Source organism: Polaribacter sp. (genome assembly GCF_965660385.1).
GTDB lineage: Bacteria > Bacteroidota > Bacteroidia > Flavobacteriales > Flavobacteriaceae > Polaribacter.
This window is the reverse complement of sequence record NZ_CBFHZT010000010.1, coordinates 1-12,058: the sequence shown is the minus strand read 5'-3', so window position 1 is coordinate 12,058 and position 12,058 is coordinate 1. Positions and strand designations below refer to the sequence as shown.

Annotated in this window: 9 protein-coding genes and 1 tRNA gene; 7 read left to right on the top strand and 3 right to left on the bottom strand. The window is 27.1% G+C overall.

Annotated elements, in window-relative coordinates:
• Positions 1-2 precede the first annotated feature (2 nt).
• The 6 genes from ACTG3V_RS04755 (at position 3) to ACTG3V_RS04730 (ending at position 7,761) form a co-directional block, all read left to right on the top strand.
• On the top strand, positions 3-710 hold the full coding sequence (locus ACTG3V_RS04755) for a response regulator (protein ID WP_439130994.1): 708 nt from the start codon (positions 3-5) through the stop codon (positions 708-710).
• A gap of 97 nt (positions 711-807) precedes the next feature.
• Complete coding sequence (locus tag ACTG3V_RS04750) at positions 808-2,745, top strand: histidine kinase dimerization/phosphoacceptor domain -containing protein (RefSeq protein WP_439130993.1); 1,938 nt, start codon at positions 808-810, stop codon at positions 2,743-2,745.
• Positions 2,746-3,057: 312 nt separating this feature from the next.
• A complete protein-coding gene (locus ACTG3V_RS04745; RefSeq protein ID WP_439130992.1) occupies positions 3,058-4,152 on the top strand; it encodes a hypothetical protein in 1,095 nt (364 codons plus the stop codon).
• A 79-nt stretch (positions 4,153-4,231) separates the two neighbouring features.
• Positions 4,232-6,208: a histidine kinase gene (locus tag ACTG3V_RS04740; protein WP_439130991.1), complete on the top strand. Its 1,977-nt coding sequence runs from the start codon at positions 4,232-4,234 to the stop codon at positions 6,206-6,208.
• Positions 6,209-6,237: 29 nt separating this feature from the next.
• On the top strand, positions 6,238-6,984 hold the full coding sequence (locus ACTG3V_RS04735; protein ID WP_439130990.1) for a LytR/AlgR family response regulator transcription factor: 747 nt from the start codon (positions 6,238-6,240) through the stop codon (positions 6,982-6,984).
• Positions 6,985-7,380: 396 nt separating this feature from the next.
• The gene (locus ACTG3V_RS04730; RefSeq protein ID WP_439130989.1) at positions 7,381-7,761 is read left to right on the top strand and encodes a helix-turn-helix domain-containing protein; all 381 of its coding nucleotides are present in this window, start codon (positions 7,381-7,383) and stop codon (positions 7,759-7,761) included.
• A gap of 148 nt (positions 7,762-7,909) precedes the next feature.
• On the opposite strand, the gene ACTG3V_RS04725 is transcribed toward ACTG3V_RS04730, so the two are convergent.
• Positions 7,910-7,985 (bottom strand) — tRNA-His (locus tag ACTG3V_RS04725).
• A 53-nt stretch (positions 7,986-8,038) separates the two neighbouring features.
• Complete coding sequence (bshB1, locus tag ACTG3V_RS04720) at positions 8,039-8,755, bottom strand: bacillithiol biosynthesis deacetylase BshB1 (RefSeq protein WP_439130988.1); 717 nt, start codon at positions 8,753-8,755, stop codon at positions 8,039-8,041.
• A gap of 308 nt (positions 8,756-9,063) precedes the next feature.
• On the opposite strand from bshB1, the gene ACTG3V_RS04715 reads away from it, so the two are divergent.
• Positions 9,064-10,893 carry an SLC13 family permease gene (locus tag ACTG3V_RS04715; protein ID WP_439130987.1) on the top strand — a complete coding sequence of 610 codons (1,830 nt, stop codon included), beginning with the start codon at positions 9,064-9,066 and terminating at the stop codon, positions 10,891-10,893.
• A 33-nt stretch (positions 10,894-10,926) separates the two neighbouring features.
• Here the strand turns inward: ACTG3V_RS04715 and ACTG3V_RS04710 are convergent.
• Positions 10,927-12,058, bottom strand: a 1,132-nt coding sequence (locus ACTG3V_RS04710) for a trans-sulfuration enzyme family protein (protein ID WP_439130986.1), incomplete at its 5' end; no start/stop codon positions are given.

Genomic DNA, 12,058 nt, shown 5'->3' with positions numbered 1-12,058 from the left:
ATTTGGCCACAAAATTTAAAATACTGATTGTTGAAGACAACGTTATTATAGCCGACGATTTGCAACAAATCATTGAAAACTTTGGTTACAATGTTTGTGGTAATGTAATTTCTTATGAAAAAGCGATTGATTTTTTAACAAATAACAGTCCAGATTTGGTTTTAATTGATATTAATTTAGCGACCAATAAAACAGGTATTGATTTGGCTAAATTTATCAATCAGCATTTAAAAATACCTTTTATTTTTCTAACTTCTAATTTAGATGATACTACTATTAGCGAGGCAGCTAAAACATTGCCTGCAGCCTATTTAGTAAAACCATTTGATAATAACACTATCTACACCAGTATAGAAATAGCCCTAACAAACTTTATAAAAAATAATCAAGACGAACCATCGCATAAAAAATTCTTATTTTTAAAGAAAAACAATCTTTATCATAAAGTTGCCACCAAAAATATATATTACATAAAGTCTAACAATATTTATATAGAAATTTTTACAAAAGATAACGAAAAGTTTGTAGTAAGGAATACATTAAAAGATTTTCTAAAAAACTTACCTCCTAACTTTTTTAAATGTAATAAATCTTACATTATAAATAGTAACGAAATTCAAAGTTTTAACTTGAATTATGTATTTATAAATAATGTAAAAATATCTGTTTCTAAAGAATTTAAAACGTATTTAAAATCTTTAGTGAATTAATATTTACCATATATTGAAACAATTTTTCGAGTTTTTTTAATTCGTATAATTGTATATTATAATTCTAAACTATTGATATTCCACAATTTTATAAAAAATGAAATGTTTATTCATAAAGTCTTTTAAAACAGCGCTCATAGTTGTCTTTTTTCTATTATCTAGTTTACAATCATTTTCTAATAATCTTTTTCAAGATACCAACCAACTCAAAGAAATTCAAAAAATAGAAAGTATAATTGAGCAATACCGGTATTTTAATAGGTTTTTTTATGTTAGTAATAACGAATTTGAAGATATTGATGAGTGGATTCGTTTTTTTGAAAAACAAAAAACTAAATATAATCAACAAACAGAAGTAGTATATATAAATTTTATTCTTGTTTATTTATACCAAACTAATTACAATCTAGATAAAGCAATAGAATTAGGCTTATCAACTTACTATTCAAAATTTAAGATCCCGAATAAAAATAGATTTTTATGTAATTTGTTAAATATCGTTGAGTGGTGCTACCATAAAAAAGACAATAACTTACAATTGATAAAAATCAATAAAGAAAAATTTAAAGTTTGTGGTAAAGGTGCAGTAAATTATCATTCTGCTTATTACAACATGGGGTTATATGATTTGGCATTAAAAAGTTACAAAGAATATATTGGTTATGATAAACCTAGTTATAAAAATTATGATTTGTATAATCAAGCTTTTCATAATAATGACATTGGAGTTTATTATATGTATGATAATAAAATAGATTCCGCAATTTACCATTACAACAAAGCAATAACTTTATTTAAAAATCAAATTACCAAAGATAGCACATACAAGGCAAAAGATATAACGTTAATGCTTAGTGTAACCAGAGGAAATATTGCTACTTGTTTTTTAAAAAAAGGCAAATACAAAGAAGCTATTCCTTTATACCTTAATGAAATTAAAGTTATAAGTAGTTATTATAATGGCAAAAACTGGATAGATTCTGATAAATCTTATCGCAGAATAGCACTTTGTTACATTAAAACAAATCAGTTTAAAAAGGCAAGAGTCTATATTAATAAAATAAAAAAATATAAAGATCAATACTACAAGTTAAAAAGTGAATATTACAGCCAATTAGGAAATAAAGATTCTACACTTTTTTTTAAAAATCGCTACATAAAAACTTCTGACTCTATTTATAAGCAAAAAATTATGCAAAAAGATATTGAATCTTTAAATACACTAGCTTTAAATGATAAAATAAAAAGACAACAACATCAAATAGCTAATTTAGAGGCAGTAGATATTGCTAAATCAAATAAAATTAAAATCTATTTAGTAACCTCATTTATAGTAGTAATTCTGTTTCTTTTATTGCTATACCTATATTATAATGTAAAACAAAAAAACAAAATTGTAGAGGCACAAAAAAACAAAATTGAGTGTACACTTAATAGTAATAAAATCTTATTAAAAGAATTGAACCATAGAGTAAAGAACAATCTACAAATGGTAAGTAGTGTTATTTCCTTACAAGCATCAAAATTAAAAGACACTAAATCAAAACAACATTTTAATGCAGCTATAAATAGAATTAAAGTTTTATCTAAAATTCATAATAGCTTATTTTCTCAAGATGAATTGAATGAAATAGATGTATTAAGTTATGTTACCACATTAAAAGATTATTTAATAAACTCTATAACAAATCCAGAAATTAAAGTTGATTTTTATATTGATATTCAGCCAAATTTGTATATAAATAATGATAAAAAAACAATCTTAGGTTTAATTATAAATGAATTGATTACCAATTCTTACAAATATGCTTTTACCAATACAACAAAAAATGTAATTACAATATCAATTTATGAAAAGGACAATAATTATCTTTTTTCTTATAAAGATAATGGACAAGGTTTTGATTATGAAAATTTAGATAAAACGAAATCCATAGGTCTTAATTTAATTTTCAGATTGGTCAATCAATTAGGTGAAGAAGCTGAAATAAATACAAAAGAAGGAGTACATATAAGCTTTAGTTTTAATGCATAAAAAAATTAGAGATTAGAAAATTTCAAACAACAACAAAACTATTCTTTACAACAATCTAAAAGTACTTTACAACATATTTTCTTGTTTTTTAAGATAAATTTGTAAACTTGTACTCAATAGTAAATAATTCCCCCAATTTTCTATTTATGAGCCTTATAAATTTTATAATTAAAATTTGTGAGGTTTTTTTTATGCAATCAATTTAAGAAATAACGAATTCTAAGTTACTTAATACGAATTCTAAAACAGCCAAAATTTAAGTAAAGTTAGGTACTACTTTTACAGTGTATTAACACTAAAAATATAAAAATTATGAACCTATCACTTAAAAAATCAGTATTTGCAGCAGCAATAATTTTAACATCAGGCATGCTAACAAATTGTAACCATCAAGAAGTTACCACAAATGATGATTTAAAAACAGAAATCACAGAAAACACTATTGATAATTTTCAAGAAGCTGAAGCTATTGTTACTAGAAACCCTTTAGTTTTTATTACAGGATATGATAAAGGGAATGAAACCTTTTATCAAAACGCAAGAGTTTTTTTTAAAGATCATAACTATCAAATTGTGGAAGACCAATATTCATTAGAAGAAATTATTAACTGGTTAAATCACAACGAAACTAACCTGCCTTATGGGGAAATTCATATTGTTAATAAAAGCAATGCATTTAAAGGTTTAACCTTAGAAACGGTAATTAAAGGAGAAAAAGTAAGTACAGAAAGCCTAAGAAAGCATATTACAAAAGGTACTTTACCAATTTTACAAGAAAGTGTAAACGCAAATTCTAAAATAATTTTTCATGCAAATGGTTTAGGCGAAAACAAAGAATTATTAGATACCTTTAAAGATGCTTTATGTGCAGACGAATTACCAAATGTTGTAGCATCTCCATATTATACTATTTTTGATGGCGAATTTACACAACATTATTTAGCCAAACCATATTATGTATTTTATCCAACTGCAAATTCACCTGGTAAAGTTGATTTATCTAAAGAAATTGCAAAAAAATATGCCGAAGAAAAAGATATTAATTGGTTGGACGCTTTAAACAACTCTAAAGAACGTTTTATAGGTGAAGCTTATACGAAACAATTCACAATTCCTTTAAAATTTGAATTGGATTATCATAATTCTGATGAAGAAGTACCAAGTTTTGAAAATCAAGATGAACTTATTGATTTTATTGAGCAACAAGAACCATTATTTTATGAAGTTGAACAACTTCATATACCAATAGAAAAATTCAGATGGACTTACTCAATGCACAACAGTACATTAACAATTAAAGGAAAAACAACAGTATTAGTAGTTTTAAAACCATTAATAAAACCTTATGGAGATTTAGAATACATAACTCCAGATACCAATAATAAACGTTTATATGCCATAAAATAATTGAAAAAGGGGAAATTGATTGCAAAAAACGTCATTATACAAAATAGTATGGTGACGTTTTAATTAGTAAGTTTGTTTTATGAGGGGTTTAAAGAAATATATCATTATTGTTTTACTAGTAGTACATGTAAAAATTGATGCCCAAAATTACAGCATTAAAAATTTAACAATTAAAGAGGGTTTACCTAGTAATATTGTTTATGATATACAACAGGATAATATTGGATATTTATGGATAGCTACAGAAAAAGGATTAGTGAAATTTGATGGTGATGATTTTACAGTTATTACTACTCAAAAAACCACCAATCTTTTTATTGATGGTACTACAATTTATGCTGGTTTAGAAAATGGATTATTGGTTAAAGATAAATCGAAAATACAGTTTTTAAAATCAAAAGCAGTACTGTCAATTATAAAACACCGAAATAAGGTTATTGTGGGCACTATAGAAGGTCTCTATAGTTTAAAAAACACAGAATTACAGCCAATTCAAATCAATTCTACTCTAAACTCCTCCTCTATTCATGATATTATCTCAACTGAAAAAGGTATAATTATAGCATCAAGTAATGGTTTATATAAAGTTGATAATTTATTGAATACTAATGTTTTAATAAATTATAAAAAAGATATTTTTACATCTATAGATAAATCTTATTACAGCTTCATTGCTACTAAAGTAAATCATGATATCGTTGAAATAAAAAATGACTCAATCATAAATACTTTTAAAAGTATAAGTGATATCAATTCGATAAAAAGAATAAAAAATGAGGTTTGGATCTGCTCAAAAACAAGCGGAATTGAGATTTTTACACTCCCCTCTTTTACCTTTAAACAAAAAATAAACAAATACAATTCTTTACAAACCAACACCATTTATAATGTTTTTGAAGATAATTTAAATACAATCTATATTGCTTCAGCAAAAGGAATATATATTTTAAAAAAAACAGCTTTTAAAAACATAACCAATCAAAAACTTGATATTTATTTCGAAAACTTTCAAGTAAACCATCAAAACGCAGACACTTTATTATCAAAAAAGAGGGTAAAATTATCTCATTTAGAAAATAACATTTCAATTACTTTTAAAACAGTTAATTTATCCCATCCTAAAAAAATACAATACAGATATCAGCTTGATAAAGATTTTTCTCCATGGTCATTTAATAATACTGTTCAATTCCCCAATTTAATTCCGGGTAAATATCAATTTAAAATACAATCTAAAATTGGCAATCAAAAGAGCTCAATAAAAACGTTTTCTTTTATTATTGATGCGCCTTTTTATCAACAAGCTTGGTTTATATTTTCAATAGTAATTACCTTTTTATTAGCTGGTTACCTTTCTTTAGATTTCTATTTAAAGCGTATAAACACTATAAACAGTAAAAAGATTCATCAACTAAAATTACAAAATCGATTACTTTCTTTAGAGCAAAAAGCATTACAACTTCAAATGAATCCACACTTTATTTTTAATGTTTTAAATGGAATTAAAGCTCTGGGAAATAGTGGTGAAACTACAGAATTAAATAATACTATTTCTAAATTTTCTGTTTTATTAAGAGGAATTTTAAACAACTCTAGAAAAGAAGAAACAACATTAAAAGAAGAAATATTGTTATTGAAAAATTACATTGAATTAGAACAAAGAATGAGCTCAAAAACTTTTAATTATTATATAAATACCAATTTAAATAACATAGATCCAGAAGAAATACTAATCCCTACAATGTTGATTCAACCCTTTGTAGAAAATTGTATAAAACATGCCTTTGAAAAAAATACTAAAGGGGAAATTATACTAAATTTTGATGTAAAACACCAATTTTTACATTGCACAATTAAAGATAATGGCATAGGAATTTACCAATCTCAAAAAAGAAAAGTAAATTCAACCTATAAATCAGTTGCGTTAAAGGTCTCTAAAGAGCGTTTGCTAGCCATAAATACTAAAAGCTTTTTAGAGATTAATGAGATTATAGCGCATAAAGCTATAAAAGGAACTAAAGTTAGTTTTAAAATACCTTTAAAAACTGATTATTAATCATATCAATAAGAATAAAATTTTTAGAAATGAACAAACTTACATCATTTGTGGTAGATGATATTCCAGAAGCTTTGGAGTTATTATGTAATGATATCGAAGAATATCACCCAGAAATAGAAATTATAGGAAAAGCTTCAAGCGTTGTAGAAGCATCAAAGTTACTACAAACAAAGAAACCTGATATTTTATTTTTAGATATTATGTTAGGTGATGGCACTGGATTTGATATTTTAGAAATTATATCCAACCTCACTGCTAAGGTTATATTTGTTACTGCCAGTGAAGAATATGCTATAAAAGCATTTAAATTTGCTGCTGTAGATTATATTCTAAAACCGTATTCCATAGAAGATTTAAGTACAGCAATTCATAGAGTTAAAGAACAGATACATCCTAAAACAGAGCAATTAAGCGTCTTAAAGCAACTTGTTAATAAGCCCACAGAGCAACCATCAAGATTATCATTGCATACATCAGAAAAGATTATTGTGGTGCCCATAAAAGATATAATTCGATGCAAGGCAGATAACAACTACACAACCTTCTATATGCAAGACCAATCAAAAATATTGGTTTCTAAAACCTTGAAATACTATGCAGATATTTTAAAAGAAGTAAATTTTTTACGAGTTCATCAAAGTCATTTAGTAAATAAATCATTTATTAAAGAGTTTATAAAGTCAGATGGTGGATATTTAGTATTAAAAGACACAACTAACATCCCAGTCTCAGCAAGGAAAAAAAGCGAAATAATTTCCGCATTAAAAAAATAATCATTATTTGTAGTATATTACCACATTTTATGTATTATAAATAGTAGTTTTTAAATTCAATGTCTAAAGAATATCCTAAATCCTTAACGATATCCATCTATTAAACATGTTTATAAACATCAAAAGACTTCGTTCAGTTCAAAAAAAAATTGATTATGGACCTAATTCTTAAAGACAAACAAAACGAAATTCTATAACTAGATTATCATGTTATATGAATATTCCAATGATTTAAATTTTGTAAAGATCAATAGTCTTCAATCTTGAAAAAAAGTCTTTTTATTTGGTTCTCTTGTAATTGTTATACGAATCAATTTTTCTAACATTAGAAAACCACAGATATTAATTTCAAAATCATCATTTGTGGTAAAAATATATTACCTTTGAAATCGTATTATGAAAAATACAGATAAACAAAGAGCAAATAGAGTTATTGAGGTTTTTAATAGCACTGGATTAAATCAAAGAGAATTTTCTAAACTCATTGGGGTTTCTCAACAATTAGTAAGTGCAGTTGTAAATTATACAAAAAAACCAAATGAAACTATACTATTAGGAATTTTAGACCACATTGAAGGTATAGATCCTATGTGGTTATTTACTGGTAATGGAAATTATAAAAGTAATTCCATTCTATTTGAACAGGAAGACACTCCAGAAGCGTCACCAATTGAAGTTCATATTAAAAAAATTGTTAGAGAAGAATTTAAAGACTTGTCAAAAGACATTTTACAAAAACTATCCAATATTGAAGATTCTATTAAAAATTCTCATTAAAAAAACTAAGCTCAATAAATTAAGTTGATAAAATCAAAATAGGTTTTGTTAGTTTTTAAATTCATTGAATTTAAAAACCTAAAATATTTTATAAGGAATTTTTAATCACAAAAAAAACCTATCGTTAAGATAGGTTTTTGAAAAAAATGGGTGGAAGATGGGGCTCGAACCCACGACTTTCGGTACCACAAACCGACGCTCTAACCAACTGAGCTACAACCACCATTTGTTGCGGGTGCAAATATAATTATATTTTAAGTTTAAAAAAAAGAAAAAATTAAATTAATTTTTCTAAACTTTCTATTGCCACGTAACGTTCTGAGGTAAAACCTTCTGCAAAATCAACATTGATAAGCCTTCCCAAATCTCTTGCTCTATAATGTATACTATCTATAAAATTTTTACTTGTTATAGGTGTTTCTGGTTCTTTACTATTGGGATCAAAAAATTGAGATGCATAAGCCATTACTGCTTTTCCTTTAGTGTCAATATAATCACTAACATCAACAACAAAATCAGGTTCAATATTTTTCCACTGTATATAATGATATACTTGTTTTGGTCTCCATTGTTTTTGCAACTTCCCTCCTATTGATGTTTCAATTTTTAACAATCCACTTAAAAAACAGGCGTCAGAAACCAACTGACTCCCTTTTGGATGATCAATATGTCTATCTTTTACAGAATTACATAAAACAATTTCTGGTTGATATTTACGAATCATTTTTATGATTTCTAATTGATGATTTTTATCATTTGTAAAAAAGCCATCTGCAAAACCTAAATTTTCACGAACACTAACTCCTAAAATATCCGCGGCATTTTTTGCTTCTGTAGCACGTAAATCTGCAGAACCTCTGGTTCCTAATTCGCCTCTTGTTAAATCTACAATACCAACTTTTTTTCCTAAAGCAATTTCTTTGGCTATGGTTGCACCACAACCTAACTCTACATCATCAGGATGCGCACCAAATGCTAAAATATCTAATTTCATTGTTTAATTATTATCTTTATTTTCTCTCGTATATTCTTTTTATTAAAAAAAATTATCTTATTAATTAATAAATATTGAAAACTTAAAAATCAAAAGTAATCTTTTTGTAATAATAATTTATGTAACTGAGATTTCTATTTCGTTTTCGTTTTTAATTTTCATTAAAATATGATTGATTTTTTATGAGAATGATAAAAATAATTTTACATTGAATAGTATGACATTCGTCATAAAAAAAGGTAATTTACACTAGTAATTTTACATCAGTAAATAACAAAATAAATACTAAAAAAAATATTATGGTTTTAATGTTGATTATTCTAACAATTACTATTGGATTATTTATTTGGGGAAAATATTCTCCAGATGTGGTAGCTTTAGTTTCTATGTTAAGTTTATTTTTATGTGGCATCTTAAATTTAAGTGAAACATTAAGTGGTTTTAGTAACCCTACAGTAATTATGATTGCCTCCTTGTTTATTATAGGTGAAGGATTATCTCAAACAGGTTGGACAGCTTTAGCTGGTAAAAAATTAATTGGTTTGGCTAAAAAAAGTGTACCTAGATTACTAGTTATTATCACTTTGGGTTCAGGAGTTTTATCTGGTTTTGTAAGTAATACTGGTACAGTGGCTACTTTACTACCTGCTACAATTTCTTCGGCTTGGAGTATTGGTACAATGCCTTCAAAAATCTTAATTCCGGTTGCATTTGGCTCAAACACAGGAGGTTTACTTACTTTAACAGGTACTCCACCAAACATTATCGCTAACAATGCTTTGATTGAGGCTGGTTATGAAGGTTTCTCTTTCTTTGAGTTTGGTTTAATTGGTTTACCGCTTTTAATTATTGCAATTCTTTATTTTAGATTTATTGGTTTTAAGTTGCTACCAAAAAATAAAACCAACAATAAACCAATTAATATAGATTCAACTTTACACGAGTGGATTGAGGCTTATCAAATCGAAAATGATTATTATAGACTTAGAATCAGATCTTTCTCTAATCTAATCAACACCAAATTAAGCGATTGGGATCTAGAAAACAAATATCAAGTAAACGTTATTCGTTTAAAAAGAAGACATCCAAACCGTTTAAAAGGAACACAACCTTTTATTGAGTTTCCAGAGCATGATACAGAGTTAAGATATCATGATATTTTAACGGTAAAAGGTTCTACAGAACACATTAATGAACTAATGTTAACCTTTAGTTTAGGGTTATTACCAAAAGAATCTGCTAAAAAAGAAATAAGAGAAAACTTAATTAATCAAGAGGTTGGTGTTTCTGAAATCTTTATTACTCCAAAATCTGCCTTAGTTGGTAGACAAATAAAAATGAGAGAATATTTTAGACGTTACGAGATTCAGTTATTAGCAACATCAAGAAACAAAAAACCATTCTTAGAAGAAGAAATGAGAGTAAATGCTGGTGATAGTTTTATTATTAGAGGACCATGGGAAAAAATCGAAGAACTAAAAAATGATTATAAAAACACTGTAGTTGTTGGTAGTCCTGAAGAAATGTTGAAAGATGTAGACAGCTTAACTCCAAAATCTTATATTGCTTTAGGTGCTTTAATTTTAATGATTGTTTTATTGGTTGTAAAGGCTGTACCAGGGGCAATTGCTGCATTAATTTGTGCAGGTATCGTATTGTTTACAGGTTGTGTACCGTTTACAAAAGCTTACAAAAGTATAAGCTGGGTTAGTGTTGTAATGATTGCAGCAATGATACCTATGGGAGTTGCCATACAAAAAACAGGTACAGCTGAGTTAATTTCTAATTCATTAATAGCGATGTTAGGTAAAGAAAACCCAACACTGTTATTGGGTGGTATTTTCTTATTAACCACAACTTTTAGTCAGTTTATTAACAACTCTGCAACCGCAGTTTTAATGGCGCCTATTGTTTTATTGGCTGCGCAAACTTTAGGGGTTTCACCAGAACCACTATTAATTACTATTGCTATTAGTGCGTCAACAGCATTTTTAACACCAATTGGTACAACTACTAATGCAATGGTTATGAGTGCTGGTAATTATAAATTTATGGACTATTTAAAAGTTGGGGCACCCTTACTTATACTATTTTTTATTACAACCATAATTTTAGTACCAATAATTTGGCCTTTTTAAAATAGTAATGTAACATAAAAAAAAAGCGAAGAATTAACTCTTCGCTTTTTTTATGGCTTGCTCTATATCAGCAATTAAATCTTCTGGTTCTTCTATACCAACAGAAAAACGAATTAAACCATCTTTTATCCCCCTTTCCAAGCGTTCTTCTTCACTTAAAAGTGCATGTGTAGTTTGAGTGGGGCTAACAGTGGTGCTTTCTAAGCCTGCTAAACTCATAGATGGCTTTATTAATCTTAAATTTCTTTGAAAATCCATGGCGTCAATTTTTGATGATAATTCAAAAGATAACATCGCACCAAAACCTTTCATTTGTTTTTTAGCAATTTCATACTGCGGATGACTTTTTAAACCAGGATAGTAAACAGCATCAATATCTAGAGATTCTTCTAAATATACTGCCATTTTATGAGCATTTTCTGTTTGTGCTTTAACACGTAAATTTAAAGTTTTTAAACTACGTTCTAACAACCAAACGGTTTGATCGCTTAAATTTCCACCTAAATTAATAGCTGTTTTCCAAATTTGCTCAATATTTTCTTTTGAGGCAGCAACAGCACCTGCAGAAATATCTGAATGACCTCCCATATACTTCGTAGCAGAATGAATTACAATATCAATTCCGAATTCATAAGGATTTTGATTAATAGGCGATGCAAACGTATTATCTATCATTGTTAAAATACTCTTTTCTTTTGCAACGTCTGCAATAGCTTGCATATCTGTAATACCTAATAACGGATTAGATGGTGTTTCAATATATAAAATCTTGGTGTTCTCTTTTATTAAAGGGATAAAATCTTCCACTTTATCAGATTCTGTAAATGAATATTCAATACCATATTTATCAAATTCAGAGACAATAAAATTATAGGTTCCACCATAAATTACTTGTTGAATGATTACATGATCTCCTTGTTTTAAAAATGCAAACATGGCAGATGAAATGGCTGCCATTCCAGATGTAAAAATTAATGCATCTTCGGTATTTTCTAAAGCTGCTATTTTTTTACATAACATTTCTTGGTTTGGTGTATTGTAATAACGTGGATATCTTTTTACATCTACGCCATCAAAAGCATAGGAGGTAGACATATAAATTGGTGAAACTGCTCCTTTAAATTGTTCGTCTATTACTTCACCTACATGAACGCAGGTTGTATTT

Coding starts and splice junctions, on each gene's coding strand:
- ACTG3V_RS04750 (WP_439130993.1), top strand. CDS start 808: ATGAAATGTTTATTCATAAAGTCTTTTAAAACAGCGCTCATAGTTGTC.
- ACTG3V_RS04745 (WP_439130992.1), top strand. CDS start 3,058: ATGAACCTATCACTTAAAAAATCAGTATTTGCAGCAGCAATAATTTTA.
- ACTG3V_RS04740 (WP_439130991.1), top strand. CDS start 4,232: ATGAGGGGTTTAAAGAAATATATCATTATTGTTTTACTAGTAGTACAT.
- ACTG3V_RS04735 (WP_439130990.1), top strand. CDS start 6,238: ATGAACAAACTTACATCATTTGTGGTAGATGATATTCCAGAAGCTTTG.
- ACTG3V_RS04730 (WP_439130989.1), top strand. CDS start 7,381: ATGAAAAATACAGATAAACAAAGAGCAAATAGAGTTATTGAGGTTTTT.
- bshB1 (WP_439130988.1), bottom strand. CDS start 8,755: ATGAAATTAGATATTTTAGCATTTGGTGCGCATCCTGATGATGTAGAG.
- ACTG3V_RS04715 (WP_439130987.1), top strand. CDS start 9,064: ATGTTGATTATTCTAACAATTACTATTGGATTATTTATTTGGGGAAAA.